At 26.4% G+C, this 23,339-nt stretch carries 26 protein-coding genes; 8 read left to right on the forward strand and 18 right to left on the reverse strand.

Annotation, left to right across the window (positions count from 1 at the left end):
• Positions 1-30: 30 nt before the first annotated feature.
• Positions 31-222: a hypothetical protein gene (locus BZ132_RS07495; protein ID WP_143740854.1), complete on the forward strand. Its 192-nt coding sequence runs from the start codon at positions 31-33 to the stop codon at positions 220-222.
• Here BZ132_RS07495 and BZ132_RS07500 read toward each other — a convergent pair.
• From BZ132_RS07500 to BZ132_RS07520, 5 genes are read right to left on the reverse strand one after another with little or no spacing between them, the layout of a single operon-like run.
• Positions 217-501, reverse strand: coding sequence for a zinc-ribbon domain-containing protein (locus BZ132_RS07500; RefSeq protein ID WP_011407114.1), 285 nt, complete (start codon positions 499-501; stop codon positions 217-219). The two genes, BZ132_RS07495 and BZ132_RS07500, sit on opposite strands and share 6 nt — an antisense overlap.
• A gap of 8 nt (positions 502-509) precedes the next feature.
• Positions 510-1,106 (reverse strand): 4Fe-4S single cluster domain-containing protein, encoded by a 597-nt coding sequence (locus BZ132_RS07505; RefSeq protein WP_112149782.1) that lies wholly within the window; start codon positions 1,104-1,106, stop codon positions 510-512.
• Positions 1,107-1,133: 27 nt separating this feature from the next.
• Positions 1,134-2,792 (reverse strand): AAA family ATPase, encoded by a 1,659-nt coding sequence (locus tag BZ132_RS07510; protein WP_011407116.1) that lies wholly within the window; start codon positions 2,790-2,792, stop codon positions 1,134-1,136.
• Positions 2,793-2,831: 39 nt separating this feature from the next.
• A complete protein-coding gene (locus tag BZ132_RS07515) occupies positions 2,832-3,590 on the reverse strand; it encodes a hypothetical protein (protein ID WP_112149783.1) in 759 nt (252 codons plus the stop codon).
• A gap of 14 nt (positions 3,591-3,604) precedes the next feature.
• A complete protein-coding gene (locus tag BZ132_RS07520) occupies positions 3,605-3,811 on the reverse strand; it encodes a DUF2997 domain-containing protein (protein WP_011407118.1) in 207 nt (68 codons plus the stop codon).
• 289 nt (positions 3,812-4,100) lie between these two features.
• Between BZ132_RS07520 and BZ132_RS07525 the strand changes: the two genes are divergently transcribed.
• On the forward strand, positions 4,101-4,652 hold the full coding sequence (locus BZ132_RS07525; RefSeq protein ID WP_286940708.1) for a helix-hairpin-helix domain-containing protein: 552 nt from the start codon (positions 4,101-4,103) through the stop codon (positions 4,650-4,652).
• Between the two features lie 86 nt (positions 4,653-4,738).
• Here BZ132_RS07525 and BZ132_RS07530 read toward each other — a convergent pair whose 3' ends face one another.
• The 7 genes from BZ132_RS07530 to BZ132_RS07560 form a co-directional block, all read right to left on the reverse strand.
• Entirely contained in the window at positions 4,739-5,998 is a 1,260-nt protein-coding gene (locus BZ132_RS07530) for an Nramp family divalent metal transporter (RefSeq protein ID WP_011407120.1), read from the reverse strand.
• Positions 5,999-6,016: 18 nt separating this feature from the next.
• Positions 6,017-7,243 (reverse strand): magnesium transporter MgtE N-terminal domain-containing protein, encoded by a 1,227-nt coding sequence (locus BZ132_RS07535; protein ID WP_011407121.1) that lies wholly within the window; start codon positions 7,241-7,243, stop codon positions 6,017-6,019.
• Positions 7,244-7,275: 32 nt separating this feature from the next.
• Positions 7,276-7,728 carry an Lrp/AsnC family transcriptional regulator gene (locus tag BZ132_RS07540; protein WP_011407122.1) on the reverse strand — a complete coding sequence of 151 codons (453 nt, stop codon included), beginning with the start codon at positions 7,726-7,728 and terminating at the stop codon, positions 7,276-7,278.
• Positions 7,729-7,979: 251 nt separating this feature from the next.
• Positions 7,980-8,663 (reverse strand): YitT family protein, encoded by a 684-nt coding sequence (locus BZ132_RS07545; protein WP_286940709.1) that lies wholly within the window; start codon positions 8,661-8,663, stop codon positions 7,980-7,982.
• A gap of 79 nt (positions 8,664-8,742) precedes the next feature.
• The gene (locus tag BZ132_RS07550; RefSeq protein WP_048059784.1) at positions 8,743-9,591 is read right to left on the reverse strand and encodes a hypothetical protein; all 849 of its coding nucleotides are present in this window, start codon (positions 9,589-9,591) and stop codon (positions 8,743-8,745) included.
• The gene (locus BZ132_RS07555) at positions 9,588-10,469 is read right to left on the reverse strand and encodes a hypothetical protein (protein WP_220084919.1); all 882 of its coding nucleotides are present in this window, start codon (positions 10,467-10,469) and stop codon (positions 9,588-9,590) included. Before BZ132_RS07555 ends, BZ132_RS07550 begins: the two co-directional genes overlap by 4 nt.
• A 177-nt stretch (positions 10,470-10,646) precedes the next feature.
• Positions 10,647-10,982, reverse strand: a complete 336-nt coding sequence (locus BZ132_RS07560; RefSeq protein ID WP_011407126.1) for a hypothetical protein — start codon at positions 10,980-10,982, stop codon at positions 10,647-10,649.
• Between the two features lie 352 nt (positions 10,983-11,334).
• Here BZ132_RS07560 and cfbA (BZ132_RS07565) point away from each other — a divergent pair, with 352 nt between their 5' ends.
• The 5 genes from cfbA (BZ132_RS07565) to amrS all read left to right on the forward strand — a co-directional run bounded on the left by cfbA (BZ132_RS07565) (position 11,335) and on the right by amrS (position 15,286).
• Positions 11,335-12,213: a sirohydrochlorin nickelochelatase gene (gene cfbA, locus BZ132_RS07565; protein ID WP_232048223.1), complete on the forward strand. Its 879-nt coding sequence runs from the start codon at positions 11,335-11,337 to the stop codon at positions 12,211-12,213.
• Positions 12,214-12,422: 209 nt separating this feature from the next.
• Entirely contained in the window at positions 12,423-12,821 is a 399-nt protein-coding gene (locus BZ132_RS07570; RefSeq protein WP_112149786.1) for a Zn-ribbon domain-containing OB-fold protein, read from the forward strand.
• On the forward strand, positions 12,793-13,278 hold the full coding sequence (cfbA, locus tag BZ132_RS07575) for a sirohydrochlorin nickelochelatase (RefSeq protein WP_011407129.1): 486 nt from the start codon (positions 12,793-12,795) through the stop codon (positions 13,276-13,278). Before BZ132_RS07570 ends, cfbA (BZ132_RS07575) begins: the two co-directional genes overlap by 29 nt.
• A 55-nt stretch (positions 13,279-13,333) precedes the next feature.
• Positions 13,334-14,344: a thiamine-phosphate kinase gene (gene thiL, locus BZ132_RS07580; protein WP_112149787.1), complete on the forward strand. Its 1,011-nt coding sequence runs from the start codon at positions 13,334-13,336 to the stop codon at positions 14,342-14,344.
• Positions 14,345-15,286 (forward strand): AmmeMemoRadiSam system radical SAM enzyme, encoded by a 942-nt coding sequence (gene amrS / locus BZ132_RS07585; protein ID WP_011407131.1) that lies wholly within the window; start codon positions 14,345-14,347, stop codon positions 15,284-15,286.
• Positions 15,287-15,341: 55 nt separating this feature from the next.
• On the opposite strand, the gene BZ132_RS07590 is transcribed toward amrS, so the two are convergent.
• From BZ132_RS07590 to BZ132_RS07600, 3 genes are all read right to left on the reverse strand, one after another.
• Positions 15,342-17,108, reverse strand: a complete 1,767-nt coding sequence (locus BZ132_RS07590) for a DUF2207 domain-containing protein (RefSeq protein ID WP_286940710.1) — start codon at positions 17,106-17,108, stop codon at positions 15,342-15,344.
• Between the two features lie 88 nt (positions 17,109-17,196).
• Entirely contained in the window at positions 17,197-18,822 is a 1,626-nt protein-coding gene (locus BZ132_RS07595) for a DUF2207 domain-containing protein (protein ID WP_286940711.1), read from the reverse strand.
• A 109-nt stretch (positions 18,823-18,931) separates the two neighbouring features.
• Positions 18,932-19,486, reverse strand: coding sequence for a LemA family protein (locus BZ132_RS07600; protein ID WP_011407134.1), 555 nt, complete (start codon positions 19,484-19,486; stop codon positions 18,932-18,934).
• A gap of 144 nt (positions 19,487-19,630) precedes the next feature.
• Here BZ132_RS07600 and BZ132_RS07605 point away from each other — a divergent pair, with 144 nt between their 5' ends.
• Positions 19,631-20,758 (forward strand): radical SAM protein, encoded by a 1,128-nt coding sequence (locus tag BZ132_RS07605; RefSeq protein WP_011407135.1) that lies wholly within the window; start codon positions 19,631-19,633, stop codon positions 20,756-20,758.
• 95 nt (positions 20,759-20,853) lie between these two features.
• Here BZ132_RS07605 and BZ132_RS07610 read toward each other — a convergent pair whose 3' ends face one another.
• From BZ132_RS07610 to BZ132_RS07620, 3 genes are all read right to left on the reverse strand, one after another.
• Entirely contained in the window at positions 20,854-21,174 is a 321-nt protein-coding gene (locus tag BZ132_RS07610) for a hypothetical protein (protein WP_011407136.1), read from the reverse strand.
• Positions 21,167-21,949, reverse strand: a complete 783-nt coding sequence (locus tag BZ132_RS07615) for a ParA family protein (RefSeq protein ID WP_011407137.1) — start codon at positions 21,947-21,949, stop codon at positions 21,167-21,169. The genes BZ132_RS07610 and BZ132_RS07615 overlap by 8 nt, the downstream gene beginning before the upstream one ends.
• A 193-nt stretch (positions 21,950-22,142) precedes the next feature.
• On the reverse strand, positions 22,143-23,339 hold a 1,197-nt coding region (locus BZ132_RS07620), incomplete at its 5' end, for a hypothetical protein (RefSeq protein WP_286940712.1).

A 23,339-nucleotide genomic window follows, 5' to 3' on the forward strand; every position in this document is an offset into this window, starting at 1 on the left:
CATAATGGACAATCTATAGATGAAAAACCATTGTTTTTATATTCATATATCTCATTTATTTCACTATTTGATAAATTATCAGAGAATATATTTTGCCATTCACCTATTGTAAAACTCTTATATAAATACTTGTTTCTAGCTCTTGTACCTTCATGTGCATTTGTAAGGGTTAAATTAGTATTATCTTCACGAAATTCAAGACCACAATTTGGACAATTATGATAAGTTCCTCCAGATAAAGCCTGTTTTTGTGTAAGTATTCAGTTGACTACTACAATGTGGACAAATACTATTATCATCCACATGGGAATTATCTCCATTATAGTTAAAATTGTTGTTATTTTCATTATAATTGTTGTTATAATCTACATCATAATTTGGCTCAAAATTATCTTCATTTGAATATTGATTATTTTCTACTGGAAATTTATATCCACAATTTATACAATACTTTGAATTTTCAATACGTTCACTTCCACATTCTGGACAAAAATTATTCATAATAACACCTACATCATATTTTCAAAGAGTTTTCTAATTTCTTTATTATTACCCATACCATTTACAACAAAAGAACCATCTTTATTTAATCTAATTTCAATCTTATTTTCTATAGAATCTAAATTATTCTCTAAATAACTGTATTTATCTGTTAAAAAATGATATTTCTGATTTAATGATCCAATCCAAGGTTTTTTATACGTGATTTTATCTTGATTAAAAAAACCAGATATTAAAATATCAGTTTGTGATAATAACTTATTCCAATTGCTACAATTAATTTTTCTAATAATATCATAAGTATATCCTGTAAAAGTAACAATAGAAAGACCATTATCATGTAATATTACTGCTAATTCACCTAACGCCTTTGATTGTAGAAATGGTTCTCCACCAGAAAATGTAACACCTTCAATATCCTTATTTTTAAGTATATTCTTAGCTAACTTCTTAACATCATACAAAATACCCCCATCTAAATCCCATGTTTGGGGAGAATTACATCCAATACAATGTTTTAAACATCCTTGTACAAATATAGAAGTTCTATTTCCCGGTCCTTCCACCATAGTATTTTCAATAATAGTATTTACTCTTAAAAACATAAAATCACTATAACCTCCGAGATATTACTAGAAATCTAATGTTCTTCCACCTCTAGAATCACTAATTTCATCATCAGGAGTTGGAATTTCTGGTTTTGGATTATTAGAATCTGTTGATGTTTGTGTATACTCCATTCTATCTTCTTGTGCTGTTGCTGCTACTGCTCTTACATTAGCCCAATTACGTATACTTATTATTTGTTCTGCTTGTGTTACACTTAAAGGTACTGTATTTTTAACAGCATTTTCAAAGTCATTTAATGTTATGCTACGATCTTCAGAAAATGCATCATATAATCCCATGACAACAATTTGTTCCAATTCAGATCCACCAAATCCTTCAGTAATATTAGAAAGATGTTTTAATGTTTCATCATTAATTTCAAAATCTCCCCTTACTTCAGGATAAGTTAATCTAGACTCTAAATGTACTTTAAATATCTGTTTTCTTTCATTAAATGTTGGTAAATCAATAAAAAATATTTCATCAAATCTACCTTTACGCATCATTTCTGAAGGTAGGCTATCTATATTGTTTGCTGTTGCTACAACAAAAACTGGTTTTGTTTTTTCCTGCATCCAACTAAGAAATGTTCCAAATATACGACTTGTTGTACCACTATCTCCACTACCACCAAGTCCACTAAAACCCTTTTCTATTTCATCAATCCAGAGAACACATGGTGAGATTGCTTCAGCCATTTTTATTGCTTCACGCATATTTGATTCACTATTTCCAACATACATGTTAAATACTTTTGAAACATCAAATCTAAGTAGAGGTAAGTGCCACATTGAACTTATAGATTTAGCTATTAAACTCTTTCCACAACCAGGAACACCTGTTAATAACACCCCTTTGGGTGAAGGAAGTCCATATTTTTTTGCTGAATCTAACCATGATTTATCACGTTTTGATAACCATTTCTTTAGATTTTCTAGTCCACCAACATCTTCTATTTTTACTTTTGAATCTATGTATTCTAGAATATCACTTTTTTTAATAACTTGACTTTTTTCCTTTAAAACAATATCCACATCCTCAGAATTTAAACATCCGTCATTAACCATAGCTCTTGCAAATGCGTTTTCAGCTTCTTGTAATGTTAAACCTACAGCTGCTTTAACTAATTCTTCTTTTTCTTTTGGATTTAGATTTACTTTTAAATTTCCACCACTATTATCCCTTATTATTCCATCAAGAACAGATGCTATCTCATCTGATGTTGGCAAATCAAAATCTAAAACTGTAATATCCTTTTTTAAATCATCAGGTAATGTGAATGTTGGTGACACAAAGATAACATTTCTAAAATTTCTTGCTTGTTTTAAGTTAGGAATAAGATCTTTAAGAAATCTTACAACAGTATCATCAAAGTTACCTGAAGTATTTTTACAGAAAACATGGAAATCCAAGAATATAAATAAAGCATCTTCTTCACATTTTCTAACAAAATTCAATGCTTGTATTTTCTCATAAGTATCCTCCTGTATCATCCCATTTGAGTCTTTAAATCCCTCAGAGGATTTCCATACATATACCTTTCTTACACTATTAATTAAATCTGGTGTAGATACAATTCTTGTTAATTCCTTTATTAATCTAGTTTCCTCATAAGTTGTTATGTGAATATATGGAAATCGAGCCCTTAATAAATCACATGTTTCTTTCTCAAAATTATTCATTTTCTTGCCCTTTTTTAGTTAGTATGAGAAGTAATAATATTAATCAATGTTTAAAGTTAATATTATAGAATTGTTGTTATCAACTACTTCTGATTCTACCACATATTTTTCTTTTTTGATTTTATCCATAACTTTATTATATGTTATTTCTTGAATAGCTTCCTTATATTCATCAGTTAAGTTTTGAACATAACTCTTAGCTTCTTTTCTATTAAAATCTCCTACAAACATTATGTCATATGTTCCTTCAGTTGTTTTGTTAAGTAATATTTTACCATTACCTTTAAATTTCATTAAATCCTCTTGAGAAGCAAATCCTAAAAAACTACTTCTCATTATAGATTCTATTACATAAGAATTAGTCATAATAGTAGAAATTTTAAATTTAGGAAGTTCTTTTTTCTTTTCTTCTATTTTTTCTGAAGAATCAATTTTTAATATAGGAGCTCCTGTAATTTTTGTATATTCCGCACATATTGCATTGACAAAATTAATTGTATCTTCTCTAGGGAAGTTTCCTGTAAAAAGAATTTCAACTTTCTGACCACCCTGTGTATAAAATAACATTTCCCCTTTATTTCTAAATTCCATTAGTTTTTGTTTATTTTTAAAACCAAAAAAATTATTGGGGTTATCAAACACTACATCCATTCCTGCTAAGTTATCAACATTTGTTTTAACTTTGAAACTAACACCATTTACCTTATCGCCTAATTCTGTTATATCAACAGCCGCATCAATTTTATCAAGATCACTACTTCCCAATGAACGTGGAACTGATTGTAGATGTAAACTCATAAAATCAGCTGAATTTAATAATTTTTATTTAAGAATTCTTTATTCTGAGTATTCATTTCTTTTTCATAGTATTCTGGAGTGTACTCTTTTTTAACTACTTTAGAATCAGTTAATTCCTCTATAATTTTTAAATAATCCTCACATTTTTGACCTTTAATTCCTTTTGTTTCAGCTTCAACTACGCCATCTTTACGAATCTTAATAATTAATTTTTTAGACATAATTCCACCATGTTATTAAATTCTTATTATTATATTTCTTTTTAAATTAATAAATTTATTCTATTACTTTTTGATAAAAGATAATCTAAAACTACTATGAGAATATTAGAATTATTTAAAATAGATAAGAAAGTAAAAAAACATTATATACTCTATTTATTAGATAAAAGTAATTTTTATTAATGAATAAGTATAAAAGTAGAATAAAAGAAATATATTTTAACTTATATCATTTTAGAAATTAATAAAAAGATATTGAAAGTTTTTAATTTAAAAGAAGGAGATTCAATTGTCAGACAATGATGCGTGTATTGGATGTGTAGCACTTATATTTTTAATCTCTATTGTTGGAGCTTTGTGGCCTGCAGGAAGTGTTATTTTATTTTTTATCATTGGTTTTTATATTTTATATCTATGTTTTAAACCTCCTGAAAATAAAGATGAACATACCTATAACAACACAGAAAACCAAAACAATAACAGAAACAATAACAGAAATAAAAACCAAAACAATAAACATAACCCAGCTGATGACTTCAATAATATAAATAATGAAAATATTAGACCAAATGAAGTTAATAGAAAGAACAAAAACATTAAAAAAATAGATATTAATACTGCAGGAATTGATGATATTAAAAAGTTACCTGGAATAACTATAATTTCTGCTAAAAAACTTATCCAATATCGTGAAAATGGAAATTATGTTAAATCAATGTATGATTTAGGAGAAAAACTAAATTTAAAAGATTATCAATTAGAGCAACTACGACCTTATGTGTTGATTTCTAAAAATAAAGAATACACAACAACCAACTACACCAGAAGGGTAGATTTATAATATGTAATAAATACATATACTTCTTTTTTTATTTAAGATAAAAATAAACAATATTTAAAAAAATAGAAAAAAATAAGAAGTTTCTATTACATGAAACTTGTTATTACCAATATAATTACAAGTATAGTTATTATAACTGTAATTATCCATGCTACTATATTATACCATTTAGAGTTTACATACTCCCCCATTATTCTTTTATCATTTATTATCATTAGCATCAATACCAATATAAATGGGAGAAGTATACCATTTAGTACCTGTGAAAAGAGTAATATTTGCATTAAAGGTATATTTGGTATTAATATAATTATTGCACATACAAATATCATACCAGCATATAATCCATGGAACATTGGTGCTTCTTTAAAGCTTTTTGAAATTCCTGTTTCAAATCCTAAACTTTCACATACATAGTATGCTGTGGATAATGGAAGAATAATTGCACTAAATAATGATGCATTGAGAAATCCTAATCCAAATAATATTCCAGCATATTCACCTGCAACAGGAATTAATGCAGTTGCTATATCTTTTACATCACTAACAGGTGTTCCTACAACATGTATTGTTGCTGCACATGCTATTAATATAAATAATGCTACTACTCCAGTAAATATTGGTCCAAGTATTGATTCTGCCCTTGAATACTTAAGTTCATCCTTACTTACTCCTTTTTCTACAACTGATGATTGTAGATAGAATTGCATCCATGGAGCTATTGTTGTACCAATAAGTCCTACAACCATTGTAATATATGGCGTATCTAGCTGTACCTTTGGTACTACGGAACTTGCTACTAGTGACCAGTCGGGATGTGCCATTAATCCTGCTACTATATATGAAATATATACTAATGAGAATATTATGAATATTTTTTCAACATTTTTATAATTTCCCTTTATTACAAGTAACCATATTATTATTGCAGCCAATATTACCGATATATATGATGGTATACCAAATATTTCTGAGGATACCACTATACCTGAGAATTCTGCTAGTGTATTTCCCATATTTGCTATTAACAATCCTATCATTATAAATATGGTTATTTTTACCCCTACTTTTTCACGTATTAAACTTGCAAGTCCCTTACCTGAAATTATTCCCATTCTAACACCCATTTCCTGGGCTACTATTAATGAGAATATCATTGGTATAAATGTCCAGATGAGATTATATCCATACTGTGCTCCTGCTAAACTGTATGTTAATATTCCTCCACTATCATTATCTACCATTGCTGTTATTAATCCCGGTCCTAATACTGATATAAATATAAATATAGAAGCAAGAGTTGGATAATTTTTTAATTTATGTTTTACAAAGTCTGAAAATGTCATTATATCTTACCTCATATTTTATCTAAACATTTTTGGAATTCTCTTTTTCCATGCTGTAGGTAGTATAATATCTATTGCATCATCTACTGTAATTATTCCTTTCATCTTATTGGATTCATCAACAACTGGAAGTGCTATTAAGTTATATTTAGCAACTATTTTAGCTACTTCATCCTCTTCTTCATGTACATCAACAGATATGAATTCATGTTTCATATAATCATATATTGGAGTATTATCATCATTTAAAAGTAATTCTCTTATTGTTAAAATTCCCTTTAATGTTTCATCATCAGATAATACATAGATATAGTATAAAGTTTCCACATCATCTGCTATTCTTCTCAATTCATCCATTACTTCTTTTGTAGTTATATTTCCTTTTACTGATGCATATTCAGTTGTCATTATACCTCCAGCAGTATTTTCTGGATATCTTAGTAATTCCCTTAATTCTCTTGATTCTTCAGGATCCATTAATTGAAGAATTTCTTCTTTTTTCTCATCAGATATTGATGCTAATAGGTCTGCTGCATCATCTGGTGACATTTCATCAATTAAATCTGCTGCTTCGCGTTTTTCCATTTCTGTAAGAATTGTCTTCTGTTTTTCGGGAGATATTTCTTCAAATGCATCTGCAGCTGATTCATCATCTAATGAATTTAAAATACTCATTGAATCTGATATTCCTAAGTTATCCACAATATCTGCTATGTCTGCTGGATGTAATCTTGTTAATTTTTTCTTGGAAACTTTAAGTTTTAAATTTGTAAAATCCAATGAATCTATATCATTCCATGAAATTATATTATCTTCTTTATAGAATTTTTTTGAGATATTTCCAAGCCCCAATCTTCTAAATAGACCATTTATTCCAATATCTACACCTATTATATAGTAGTTTCCCCTCTTACATGATATTTCCACATCATTTACTCGTCTTATTTTACTTCCTTCCATGTCCACTACTTGTCTATCAAGTATATCTCTTGATAATTTAATTGTTGAATCTTGTTTTGGATATTGTTTTATGTCTTCTAATGGTTTATTTAATTTTATTTTTGTCTTAGTGATTTTTTCTATGTTCGATGAGGGTATAAAATAATTTTCTCCATTAGCTCTTATTTTTATTGCTTCTATGAGAGGATATGTTCTGTCAGAAGATATAATTATATCTTTAACTTTCCCATAATCCTCATTATTAAGGTCAAAAACTTTTTTATTTAATAATTCTGTAAGATACATTGTTCTACCCTCATTTTACTATGTTACGATATTTATCCATCCAAATCTACTTTTAGAGGTTCTTCTTTTAATTTTTCCATTACTATTAATTCTCGTAATTCTTCTATTCCATCTATTGTTCTAATTTCTGAATTAACTATATCATTTAATTCTTCTAGTGTATGTGCCCATACTTTTATTAAAATATCATATTCTCCAGAAATACTGTATACTTGTGATACTTTGTCTAGTTTTGGTAATTCTATTTCTACATTTTCATGTTTTTCTGTTTCTGTTTGAATAATTATCATTGCAATAACTTTTATTCCTATGGCTTCTGGATTGATTATTGTCGTGTATTGTTCTATTATATTGTTATTTTCTAATTTTTTAATTCTATTTGATACTGTTGAGTCAGGTATTCCTGTTTTTGAAGATATTTTTGATATGGGCATTCTCGAATTAGATATTAGTTCTGTTAAAATCTTTTTATCATTTTCATCCATTGAAAATCATCCACTTTTTTTATGGTATCTTTTTATCTAGATTATATTTTTCTAAATAAAACTATATATAATTTGGTGTATTTCCCAATTATTATAATAAATATGGGGAAATTCCTCATTTAATTAAAAAAAATTGTTGAAAACCTCAAAATTTATAAAATATTTAAGAATAAAAGAACATGATTAAATATGATGATTTACAAGTAAAGATAATATTAAAAAAAATAGTTAAAAAAGAATATAAAGAAGATTTATTGATGTTTATTTGTTAATAAAAGAAATAGTTTCCTATAAAATCTTACAATACAACCAACAACAACACCTGCAAATATAGTTCCAAGACCCACTCCCTTAAATGTACCAAAGAAAATTAATGACATGATAACTCCTAAAATCACGTTTGTTGTGTCAAAATATGTTTTAAGTTTTCCAAAATCAGTATGTGTAACTGAATGAATAGCTAATGATACTCCTTCTCCTGGAAGAACTATTGCATGAGAATTAACTTCAAAAAAAACTCCTAATGCTATTATAATACAGCTTATAAAACAAATAAACCATTGCATCACATAAGATGTTGGTATTATATTTATTGTTAAATATAATGAGAAATCTATAAAATAGCCAAAAATAAAATTCACAATTATTTGTAATAATTGAATTTTTGGAAATTTTGATCTAAGAATCAATATTTGAATTATAATAAGTAATGTATTAAAAAGAATAGTGATTGTTCCCAGTGATAATGGAAATTTAAAACTTAACACATAAGGTATACATGAAATTGGAGTAGTACCAAGATTAGATCTTACTGATAATGCTACACCAAATGACATTATAAATAAACCTATTATTAAAATTGAATAATTATTTAGTACTTGTTTATAATCTATTTTATACAAATCTAGTTTTATATAATCATTTATAGTTTTCATAATCTCTTATACTAGTATATCTCTTTTTTAATATTTAAAAGAAAGTTTAATGTGGAAATATGATATTTCCACTAGATTATTAATTAGAAATACTTAATTTTAATATGTATATTTCAGGATCATATATAGAATCTAAGTATTTTTCCAGATTATTTTCATCATAAACTAAATATGATGTTGTATTTGTATTTATATGAATGTATATTGTATCACTTTCTGAATTAAGTAAAGATTCAACCTCTTGATTTATATTCTTTTTATTAGATACTGTGTTATTTACTTGTTGATTGTATGTATTTGATAATATGTAATTAGTTTCATTATTTGAGACCATATAAAATATTCCATTATACATTGATGTTCTATTAATTGAAAAAGGTTTACATTGCCAAATACTACTTGAATTATTATGATTATATGGACAATAATTCATATACTTATGACTTTTAATAGTGTAAATATCATAGCCATAATCAATTATTATAGGAACTTCCTTCGAATAAATATTATTTCTATTCTCTAAGCTATATTCACCCGCAATATATTCTTGATTTTTAGGATTATTTTTAGGATATACTATTAATGAATAAGACAAACCTTTTGGAAAAAAATCATCGATTAAATCAGTATTATTTTTAAGTTTAGATAACTTATTATAACTTATTTGATAAGATAAACTATTTTTTCTAAGACCAATTGTTTTTATATCTTTATCTGAAAGATTATCCCAATTACTTGGAGTTCCCTCACTCATAATAAGAGTATCCATTGTATCCTCAAGAATTTGATTTGTCATTCTATTATCCAATATCATTACTTGATTATTATTAATTGTATTAAATATGTAAAGTATCATAGAAATACAAATTACTATAATTATAATATACAATATTAATTCTGTTATTATTAATTGTCCTTTTGAATTCATAACCCATACTTATTTTTATGACCATTATCCAAGTATAATATCGTATTATTATCTAATATATGTACTTGTCCCATATACTGTCCTTCTGTATCGTTTAATAAAACATGATCTATAGATACTGGTGCTTTTTCTACAATTCCTGTTGGTATTACAAATGTTTCAATACCATAATCTAGACAAGATGTTTTATTTTCTAATCTACAAAATATACATAAACCATCATGACTTTCATGATAATAATGATTATTAATACAATTAAGAATTGTTGTATTGTTATTTCCATGTTCTTCATAATTTGTATATGGACAAGGCTTTATAACACAACCAGATATTGCATTATCATATACTCCACTATTTTCTAATTGAGTTATTTGATTATAATAAACAATATCATTTGAAAGAGTAGTATCTGCTTTTAATATGGCAAATGGATCATATACTGGATATTCATCATCTACTAATTCAACATAAATCTTCTTACCTTGACTTATGTTACTATCTTCTCTAAATTTAGAATCAATTTTATATGATACTTCTAATTGAAATGGATTTGTCTTTGATGTTTTAATATCTGTAACATTACATGATATTATACAACCCATATTTTTTTCATAAAATACTTCTTTTTCTTTTAATTTGTAATTTATATCTGTTATAAGTTCTTCGGTAGCATTCACTAATGGTTTTCTATTTATAATTACAGATAATGTTAGATTATTCATTGATTTTCTTGTTAATAGAGGTATTTCCCTTTGAAAATCATTAGTTACAATGGTTAATTTATTATCCTGAATATTTTCTACTGTTTTATTAATATAGTGATTTTCTTGTTCAATTATTGTTATTAAAAGAAACATAATAGGTATTATCATGACCATAATGAGAATACCAGTTATATATCCCTTATTATCATTTAATAGTTTCATAATTATTATAAATAATATATTAAAAATGTATTACAATATATGTTATATATAAATTGATAATTTATAAAAGTTATTATAATTTTAAACATTGTATAAAATTAATAAAAAAATAAGTTTCTGCTGAAATAATTAATCTATTATTTCAACTGAATTTACAACCACGCCAAGTTTATATTTTTCAGATGAATATTCATCTAATTGTCCCATAATATCCATAATCACGCGCATATTACCATCATCAAGAAAGGATAACAGTCTAGACTGGAAATGTTCCCAATGTTCTTCTTTATCTGTACCAATATAAGTTCTACTTATAGTTGATATATCTTCAAACCATTTTCCAGAACTTTGATATTCAAGTGTTTCATCCACTGGAAAACCAATTGTTGTAATTCTAAGGTCTATTGATAAATTATCATCAACTGATAATATATCTCTTATTGAATAATGAACTATTCTATCCATACAAATTCCTTCAAAATAATTTCTATGTAAATAATATATTTTCTACACATATAATACTATTTATTAAAACAAAATGTAAAGAAAAATTAAATAAATATGATTATTTATCAAATAAAAGTAAGTTTTTCCCCTAGATTAACCTATAAAATAAAAAATTCTATTAAAATTTATTTTATTAAATTAATTATTATTACTTAAAAATATATTAAATTAAATACTTCTTACTTTAAATAAAAGTAATACTTTTTACTCTAAATAAGCTATAAATGTATTAAATACCTTTAATAGTATTAAACTACATAGGATTATTAAAAAATATATTTAAAAGTAATACATTTTATAGATGATAAATATGACAAATAAAGATACAGGAATATTATTAGTAGGACACGGTAGTAGAATTCCATATAATAAAAATATAATAAAAAAGATAAGAGAAAAATACCAAGAAATAATGCCAGACTACAACATAGAAATAGGATTCATGGAATTAGTAGAACCAAACATACCAACAGCATTTAACAAACTTAAAGAAACAGGAGTTAATAAGATAATAGTAAATCCCGTATTTTTAGCACATGGAATGCATACAAAAGTAGATATACCAACAATACTTGGATTAGAACCAGAAGTAGACCTAGAAAAACTACACATGCACCAACATGAACATAATCATAGTCATCACCATCATCATAGAGAAGCAAAATCAGAACCTGTGGACTTTGATGGAGAAATAATATATCTTGAACCATTAGGTGCAGATGATAAAATAGTGGAAATAATTTCCAATAAAATCAATTCAAAACTAGAAAAAGATTCTCAAGATACTGGAATACTATTAATAGGACATGGAAGTAATCTTCCATATAATAATGAAGTTATTAAAACTATTGCAGAAAAATACATTGAAAATTCAGGAGATTATCCTATAGAAACAGGATTTATGCAATTAAGTAAACCTTCAATTCCAGAAGCATTTAATAAACTCAAAGAAAAAGATGTGAAAAAAGTTATTGCTCTTCCAATATTTTTAGCACATGGAATTCATACAAAACTAGATATACCAACAGCACTTGGACTTAATCCACAACCCATTGAAAACTATCCAGTATCTAACGTATCAACAAGTGATGTTGTTGAATTTGATGGAGAAATAATATATCTTGAACCATTAGGTGCAGATGATAAAATAGTGGAAATAATACAAAATCGTGTAAATAAATATTTATAATAGAAACTGTAATATACTTATAAAAATAATCTCCCAATTACATAATTTGTATTAATTAGTTTACATATATTAAATAATATAAAAGTAGTTAATATACTTAATAATAAATAGATGTTAATTTAATATAATAACTAAGAAATAGTTTATTAATAAAAAGAAAATTTCAAATTATTAATAAAAAAAACATAACTCAATACGGAGGATTATATATGAGTGACATTATAAGAGGATGGCGTCATAACGATCAAAGATATAATTTAATAGGAACTAAATGTAAAACATGTGGAGAAACATTTTTTCCAAAACAAGTAGTTTGTCCTAACTGTAGAAGCCACGGAAGCATTGAAGATCTCCAATTTAAAGGAACAGGTAAAATTTATACATACTCAATAATCCATGCTGCTACTGATGAATTCAAAAATAATTCACCATATGCTGTAGGTATAATAGAGCTTGATGAAGGAGCTAAAATAACAGCACAAATTGTTGATTGCGACTTCGATGAAATAGAAATTGGTGACGAAGTAGAAGTAGTATTTAGAAAAATAAGAGAAGATGGAGAAGAAGGAGTAATAACATATGGATACAAATTCAAACTCAAAGAATGATACTGGAATATTATTAATAGGTCATGGAAGTAGACTACCATACAACAAAGAAGTTATAAGTGCAATTGCAGAAAAATATGCACAAACAAAACCTGATTACAACATAGAAGTAGGATTCATGGAATTAGCTGAACCAAACATACCAACAGCATTTAACAAACTTAAAGAAACAGGAGTTAACAGAATAATAGTAACACCTATCTTTTTAGCACATGGAATGCATACAAAAAGAGACATACCAACAATACTTGGATTAGAACCAGAAGTAAAAGAAGAACCTAATGGACACCATCATCACGAACATGAACATCACCATGAACATGGGCATCATCACCACCATCACCATGGTGAAGTAGAAAAAGTTGAGTTTGATGGAGAAATAATTTACACCGAACCAATAGGTGCAGATGATAAAATAGTTGATATTGTATCTGAAAAAGTAAATAAATACTTATAAACAATACAACAAAATAACCTCCCTTTTTTTTAATACTAATTTTAAAAATTTAATTATGATTAATATGAAAATATCAAAGATAGGCGAAAGAAAACTAATACAAAGACTTCTTAAGAAAAGAGATGAAACTCTAGGAAATATTGATAATACAATTCTTAAAAGTTACCATGATGATGCTGCAATAGAAGAAAATACTTCAAAATATACTGTCTTATCAACAGATATGCTTATACAACATTCTCATTTTCCAAAACAAATGACCTATTTTCAGATGGGAGAAAAAATAGTAACAGTAAATGTTAGTGACATTCTTGCAATGAATGCAACACCAGTATCTATTCTCATAGCAATGGCACTTCCTAGCACATTAACAATAGATGAATTTGATGAAATAATTGATGGTATTTTATATAAATGTAAGGAATATGGTGTAACTCTTATTGGAGGAGATCTTAATCAGTCAGATGAAATTATTCTTAGTGCAACTACCACGGGAAAAATAAATAAAAATATTAAATTACAAAGTAATATTCAAGAAGATAATCTGGTGGCTATAACAGGACAACTTGGAATGCCTGCTGCAGCACTAGATTTACTTAGCAAATATGAAATTAAAGATTTATCTAATGAATATGAAGAGATTATAAAGAGCATTCTTGAACCGAATCTACCAGTAAAAACTGCTAAATTTCTTAGAGAACATCCCACACTCATCACTAGTATGACAGACATAACTGACGGACTTGCTATTGAATTAGGACATTTACATGAAAAAAATACCAACATTGGATTTGAAATATATGCAGATAAACTTCCATATAACAAGCACATTTCACAAATAGCTACTGAAAATAACAAATCATTAAATGAATACCTTCTCCATTTTGGAGAGGAATTTGAACTATTATTAACATTAGATAAAAAAGAATACTTGAAATATAAAGATAAATTAAATAATATACATATTATTGGTAAAGTAAATAACTCTGATAAAATTACATTAATAAGTCAAAAATCTGTTAAAACTATGAAAATAACAGGTTATGAACATTTAAAGGAGAATTAGATGACCTGCAATATCTGTCCAAATTATTGTAAATCTGATATAGATACAATTTGTAAACAAAACCCCCAATATGATGATGAAAATGTAATTGATGCAGCCTCAGTTGCAATAGATCCAATAGAAAAAAAACCATTATATCATTACTTACCTGGAACTAAAACATTATCCATAGGAACTGTTGGTTGTAACTTAAATTGTATGAATTGTCAAAATCACACAATAGCACGACCTGAAAATGCTTTAATTGTACCTACAAAATCATATACTCCAGAACAAATAGTTCAAAAAGCAATAGATAATGATATTCCAAGTATTTCATGGACATATAATGAACCAACAATACATCCAAAATGGATAATAAATACATCTCATCTTGCAAAAGAATATGATATTAAAACAATACTTGTTACAAATGGATACACATCCCAAGAAACTTTAGATAATTTATTAGAATATGTTGATGCTGTTAATGTTGATATTAAAAGTTTAGATGATGCATTTTATAAAAATGTTTGTTCTGGACGACTTGAACCTGTACTAAATTCTGTAAGATTCTATGTAAAAAATAATATTCATACAGAAATTACCAATTTATTAATACCAGGATATAATGATAATATTGTTGATATGAAAAAGATAATAAACTTCGTAGTTAAATTATCTGATAAGATACCACTTCATTTCTCAGCATTCTATCCACAATATAAACTAAGTTCACTTGAACCTACCTCTGCAAATATCGTGTATAAAGCATGTGATCTTGGACAATATCTTGGATTAAAATATGTTTATCCTGGAAATGTCCCTGTATCCTACAAGAATAATACGTATTGTAAAAACTGTAGACATCTACTAATTGATAGAAGCAACAGTATAAAAAGTTACATAAAGGATAAATGTGCTTGTCCTAACTGTAACCATAAAGTAGATATTATAATTTAAAATCTTATTTTAAAAAAAAGAATGGGGAAAGAACATGTAGATTATTTTTTTTAATCTAAAATGTTCCACCTCCACCTCCACCAAATCCACCACCAACATCACCAATATCTCCAAAGGAGCCTGTATCTGTGATTGATGTGTCAGGATCATGTAATAATGAATGCATAAACATATTTCCTCCATACATTGAGAAAAATACTGCATCTGATTCATAGTATTGTTCTTCTGGTAGATTTATGTATTTAAAGTATTTTTTCATGTTTCCACTTGCTTCACTTGCACATCCAAGTGCTGTTGCATAGACAAGATATTTTCCCCATACTTGTATAGATGCTGGAGGATATTCTTTTATGAGACTATAATCCTTAATATATTTTTCAAAGTTTTTCCATTTATCATGGAATTCCTTTCCTTCAGATGTCCATTGTCCAAATATTGTATCAGGTAGTGCAAATACTATAGCTGATTCTATCGTTAATATAACACCTAGAACTAATGCAATATTATTATAATCACCCTTTGTAAGGCTACTGTAGATTATTATTATCAAACCACTAATTAATAGCAGTGCACATACTAGTGATGCAACCTGATTACCCCTATTATTAAATAGTTTTCGTACTTCTAAGCTATTTACTTCCTTATTTACATCTATTTTCCAAGCATCCATAAATTTACTAAATTCTACAGAATCCATACTACTTAATGAAATATGTCCTTCATCATCCTTAAATTTTGAAAGATAATCTACAATATCTATTTCATATTGTTTAAGTAGACTCATATCTTTATCTTTTTGTTTTAATACTACATCATCCTCATTACTAGATATTATTTTATAGTATTTCTTATCAATTAAATCAAGTAATGATGCTTGGAATCCATATTCATCTGTCTCACCAATAGCACCTTCTATAATAGTATTAACAAAGACTGGTGAATGTTTTGTTGGTAAATCCATTTCATATTTTTCATTATACTCTATTTTTGGTTCTCTACCATACTTTATATAAATTGGTATTGGTGACAATATACCTAGTATTGCAAAGAAAGATAAGAACTTCATTAAAATATTATGATTTTCTTGACTTTCCTGATATTCCTTTTGATCTTGTTCTATTTGGGCTTTTGCATTCTTATGAATTACATCAGCATTTTGAGTACTTTTAAAGTACTCTTTTGGCATTAATATTCTTTGTTCTGCAAATTGACCACTGCTAAGTGGTTTGAATTGTGTTTTTAATGTATCATCAGAAGTCCATGTGGATTCTTTTACAATATATTGTGGATTGTTCCACATTTCAATATTATTATGACTTCCTGGAATTTGTATGTATGTTACTAAGTTATCTACATCACTATCCCAGTCAGAACCCCATGATTTATACTGTAATTCAGCTATATCATCGTATATTTTAACTCCTTTTATGAAGTTATAATGATATATTACTCTAACATCTTCATCAGATACTTTTTCTGTTTTAGCTTCATCTTTATATAAGTGTACTTTAATTTTGACTTTATTAGAAGAATTTATAACCTCTAATGTATTATAATATCCTGGTGTTTCAACTGATATATTTTCTAATCGTTGATCACCTGATAAACCAACATCCCTATATACCCCATTTATTGTTCCACTAATAGAGTATGTTATATCTTCAGATATAATTGTTGTTCCATCATCTGTAACATTAATATGTTTTTCAACGTTAGGTAAAGTATAATCACCTTCAGCAAATGATAATGGAAGTATGAGAAGTGTAAATACTAAGAGAATTATTGTAAACTTCTTTAGATTTCCATGACTCTTTTTAATCATGATAATACCCCATATTAAATAATTAATCTTATTTTTATAACATGTTAGTAATATCTATTTCTAAAAAAATAAAGGAGATGAATTCTAATTATATGTTCTTAAATTTAGAAGACAATATTGAATATAATTTAATGTACTTTCCATATTCAATATTTTCCATAGTATTATATTTGAAATATAATTCCATATTCCTATTAAATGTTCTTATATCACCCAATGCTATTGAATATATTATGTACTTATTTATCTGATTCATATCTGGAGGATATTGTTTAATTAAATTATAATCTGTAAGATATAATTCAAAATTCTTCCAATTATTATAATATTTAATTCCATAGTTGGTCCATTGTCGTGGAACTTTATATGAAAGTACTGCTGTTAGTATTATAACAGGAATTAGAATTATTGTTGCTCTAAATGCCCAATTTATAGTTGGCACGTCCGGTTGTAATGATAAAACATAGTATAAAGCCCCTATAACATAAATACTTGTTATTATTGAATATATTTTATATAGTTTTTGACTTGTGTTTTGGAAAAAATCCATTTTATTTCTATAAATAGATTCATATGATTTTTTCATCCATTTACTTATAAATTTATTAAAAGATACTTCATCTATTTTATCAATTATAACTTGATTTTTATTTTTTTGATTAATAAAAAAGTTAAGTATATCAATTTCATAATCTAATAGATGTGACTCTTTATTATTTATTTTAAAAGTTGTATCATCTATAAATTCAATATATTTTTTATCTACTAAATCAACAACTGTTGCATAAAACCCATCTATAGTCACATAATTACCATTTCCATGTATAATATTATTTATAAATAATGGTGAATCATTATATGGTATTTTTTGTATTATTTTATTATTTGATGTTTTTGGTTGTCTATTATATTTATAATAGATTCCAAGAGGCGTTAGTAGTAGTATTATAGATAATACACAAGTTATGTATGTTACCATATAATTATAATTCAAATTATCCTCATATTTTTCTTGATTATCTTCTATAGAATTTTTTGCATCTATATTTACTACGTTTGCATTTATTGTTGTGTTAAATTGTGATTTAGGTATTATTAGAATCTGTTGTGCTGTTTTATTTGCTTCAATACTTCTAAATCTTGTTTGTAAAGTGTTATGTGTAATCCATATGTTACTTGAGACATAATATGATGGATTTGTCCAGAATTCTACATTTTCATGATTCTTTGGTAATTGAATGTAAGTTGTCATTCTTACAACACCACTATCCATATCCCATGCATCATATTTAAATTCTGCAACATCATTATACATTGTTATGGCCCTTGTTTTTTTATAATGATAGATTACATTAGCACTTTGATTAACAACAGGCTTTGTTTTTTCAGCATCAGAATATAATGATACATGAATTTGAACACCATTTGATGTATTTGATATGTTGTAGTTATTATAAAATCCTGGTGTTTCAATAGAAATATTAGATATTTCCTGATTATCATCTAATTGAATATTTCTATAGATATTAGGATGTAATCTGAGAGTATAATTAAAATCCTCAGTTATATTTACACATCCATCCTCTTGTATTGAAACTATTTTTTTTACAAAAACATTATCTTTATCATCATTTGCTGATGAAAATGAAAGTAACATTAAAATAAAAAATATTATTGTGAGTATTTTTAATGCTGTGACTGTTTTTTTATTCATAAAATCACCAAAACAAACACTTTTTTAGTTAATAATAATAGTATATAATTAAAAATTAATTAAATTTAAGTGAAAATAAAAAAATAAAAATAAAAAAAGTTTAAATAAATTAGAATTTTACTTTTGGTGTTGCCCTAGTACCTTCTTGAGCTTCAAAGAATTCTGATTCTTCAAAGTGGAATAATTTTGCTATAATATTACTAGGGAATTGTTCACATAAATTATTATATTTAAGAACTGTATCATTATAGAATTGTCTTGCATATGATATTTTATCTTCAGTATCTGACAATTCTTCTTGTAGCTCTAAGAAATTCTTATTAGCCTTTAATTCAGGATATGCTTCTGCTACTGCAAATAATGATTTAAGTGCACCAGTTAACATGTTATCAGCTTCAGCAACTTCTTTTACAGATGTTGCATTTGCCATGTTTGCTCTTGCCTTAGTTACTTCTTCAAATGTACTTTTTTCATGACCTGCATATCCTTTTACAGTTTCTACTATATTAGGTATTAAATCATTACGTCTTTGAAGTTGTACATCAATTTGACTCCATGAATTTTTAACTTTATTACGACCATTTACTAAGTCATTATAGAATTTCACTACTAAAGCTAATACTATTATAATTAACAAAATTACAATTATCAATAGCCAATCCATACCATAACCTCCCTTAACATTACTTATTAACCAATGATAAAACATTATTAATAGATTAATATTTTATTTCTAAGAATTAATATAAAAAGTTTCTTTAATAAAAAAGATTAAAGTAGTTTATAATAAAAAAAGGAGAAATAGCATATGAGTACTTTTCAAGATTTACAGCTTTTATCAGATGCAGCATATTATGATAGATGTAACTATGTTAATTATAATGTAGATAACATTCTCAAAGAAACTGATAAACTTAAAGATGGAATATACCATGCAAAGGCGGGAAATAGAGAAGTACCTTTATTTAAAATATTAATGACCAATCAATGTAATAATGATTGTGCATACTGTACCAACTGTATGAAACATAAGTACCAAAGAGCCCATATTGGTCCTGATGCTCTTGCACGTATATATATGCAGTATTATGAGAATAATATTGTTGAAGGCATATTTTTAAGTTCTGGAATTATAAAAGATGCTGATAGAACTATGGAAGAGATGAATCATGCAGCATATCTTCTTAGAAATAAATACTCCTATAAGGGTTATATTCATCTTAAAGTAATTCCTGGAGCAAGTAAAGATCATATAAAACATGCAATGCAACTAGCAGACAGAGTAAGTATCAACATTGAAGCTGCTACAAAGGATGGATTAAGTGATTTATCAAGTACAAAAAACTACGATAAAGACATACTCAAACGCTTAGATTGGATTGATAGACTCCATAAAAAAAATCATAGTCTGGCAAGTAGTGGACATACAACCCAGATTATTGTTGGTGCTAACGAAGAAAATGATGAAGATATATTAAATAGAATAGATTATCTTAAAAAGAAATACAACGTTCTTTATAACTATTTCAGTAGTTTTAGACCAATAAAAGGAACACCTCTTGAAAATCATGAAGCATGTGATAATAAAAGAACAGGAAGATTATATCAAATGGAATATCTTTTTTCAAAGTATAATTTTACAAAAAAAGATATTGTTTTAGATGATAATGGATTTTTAGATTTAAATAACGATCCAAAATACAATATTGCATTAGAAAATATGGATAAATACCCCCTTGATGTAAATACTGCTAAATACAAAGAATTAATTAAAGTTCCAGGTATTGGATTAAAATCAGCACGACGTATAACCCATCTTCAAAAAATAGGACGTAAAATAAATAATTTAAAACAGTTACAAGAGCTTGGTGTCAATATTAACCAATGTAAAATATTTGTTAAAGTTGGTGGCTCATATCAAAGTACACTACTATAAAAAAAGATAATACAAGTAACAATCTATGTTACTCTCCAGTATAAGTTTTAATCTAAAAAAAACTTATGGGATATAATTATGTTAAATTTTTTAGATTATAAATCTTCAAAAATATCCCAAATTTCAGGATATTTCTTAGCTATAGCTTCTTCTAATATATATGAAGCTTCACTACTAATACTAAATTCAGGTGTTGTTTTCTTAAGATATCTTAAACATGCAGCAGATTTAGCAGACCATAAACTTATTCTTGGATTTTTTTCTATTTCATCCTTAATTTCTTGAATTTTTTCATCAGATAATGCATAATTATTATTATTTTCATTCTCAGATTTAACATTCTTCTTTTGTTTTTTTGTAGTTTCAGGTTTTTGTATTAGAGCATCTAATCCTCTTCCCAATGCATTATCACTCATTAGATTCACCTTCTAATTTAATTAATTCTTCAGCTAGTTTCATATAAGATTTAGTTCCATTACACTCTGGATCATATGTGATACATGGTTGTCCATGACTTGGTGCTTCAGCTAATTTTACATTACGTGGTATTTTTTCTTTAAAAATGTATTCAGTATCTTTAAAGAATGTTTTAACATTATCAACCACGTCCCTAGCCAATCTAGTTCTAGGATCATATAATGTAATTAATATACCTTTAATAGGACATGGATTATTTAATCTAGATTCTACTAAATTAATAGTTTTAAGTAAATCAGCCATTCCTTCCAATGCATAAAATTCTGATTGAATTGGAATAATAACACTATCAGTTGCTACTAATGCATTTAATGTTAGTATACTTAGTGATGGTGGAGCATCGATGAATACATAATCAAACATATTACATTTATCTTCTATTTTTTCATTTAAAATATAATGATAACCTATCTCTTTAGTTAGTTCCATTTCTGCCCCACTTAAGGATATGTTACTTGGAATAACATATAAATTAGGAGTTGATGTCTCCATAATTGCCTCATCAAATGAACATTTACCTAGAAGCAAAGCATAAGTTGATGTTTCAATTTCACTCTTATTTATTCCCAAACTTGTTGTTGCATTACCCTGAGGATCTATATCAATTACCAACACTTTTCTACCTAGTTGAGCCAGTGCTGCTCCAAGATTTACTGCAGTTGTTGTTTTTCCACAACCACCTTTTTGATTTAATATTGTTATAATTTCACTCATATACTAACTCCTAAAAGAATTAATTACATCTTTTTTTCTATAATAATATTTATATAACAACATACTATTTATAAGTTATAAAAGTAAAAGTTATAACTTAATAAATAAAAAGTTATACTTAAAATAGCTATTTGCACTTAATTATACAAAAAAGTTATTGAAAGACTAAAAAAGAAAAAAAGAAAAAAAATACTTATATAACTTCAACAGTAGCATTTAATTCACTTTCATAGAAGTTTGATGAACCAGAATAGAGAAGTGTTAATTTAAATACTGAACCTGATTTAGCATTTTTAGGAATTGTATATTTAAATATTGCCTTGTTATCTTTAATAGGAGCAGTTAATGTTTTATTATTAATCTGATATAATTTATCATTAACTTTCAAACTTATATTACCACTTGAAGCAATATTTCCTGTTACTAATCCATTTACTGAAACTGCTAAGTATAACACTTCACCTGGACCTACAAATTCAAATGAAGGATCAAAATACGGATGATATTGATCATAGGGTATGAATGATATTACTGATTGTTGTTTTTTAATTGTAAGGGTTTTATTTAATTCATATCTTGCATATTTATCATCTTGTACATGTATATATTGTAACTTATAGTCTTTTACAGAATAATTTGGTATTACAAAACTATTCTCAAATTTTCCATTTACTATAGGACAAGATAAAGGTGCATTCCAACCCATCACTGTTTTACCATTTATTTTAATTATAATACTACCATTATTTAAAGGATGTCCAAATTCATCTTTTACTGTTCCTTTAACAGAAACTCCTCCTCCAGCATAACAGGTTATGTCACTGGCATTGATTATGACTTTTGTTAATGGATCTTCTTTGTTAGTTATTGATAAAATCCTATTTGCTTCTGAACGGTCATATAAACCTATAAGACCATATGCAAATGTTAATTCATAATTTTTAAGTCCCATATTATGTATTACTTTTTTAAATTCAAAAGTTCCATTTATTACAGGTACAAACTCCACTGTATTACCATTTAATTTATATAAAATATTACCTCCATTTACAAGTTTCTGGTTACTGTCTACAACCTTTCCAGTCATAGTTAATAAGCCACCATTATATGTTTCAAAATCATCCACCAGTATTGTGGTTGATTTCATTTTTTCATCATTATTTATGATTAATGTTTTATTTAATTCATATCTATCATACTTATCATTTGCAACATAAACATATTGTAAGTTATATTTTTTAGCCTCATAATTAGGAATAGTATATGTGTAATTAATTTTATTATTTGTAATATTACTTATGAGATGTGTTTTACCATTTAATTTAATTACAATTTTACCATAAGGTACTACTTTATTATGTTCATCAAGAACATAACCATTGACATTTAC

Source organism: Methanosphaera sp. DEW79 (assembly GCF_003266085.1).
Taxonomy (GTDB): domain Archaea; phylum Methanobacteriota; class Methanobacteria; order Methanobacteriales; family Methanobacteriaceae; genus Methanosphaera; species Methanosphaera stadtmanae.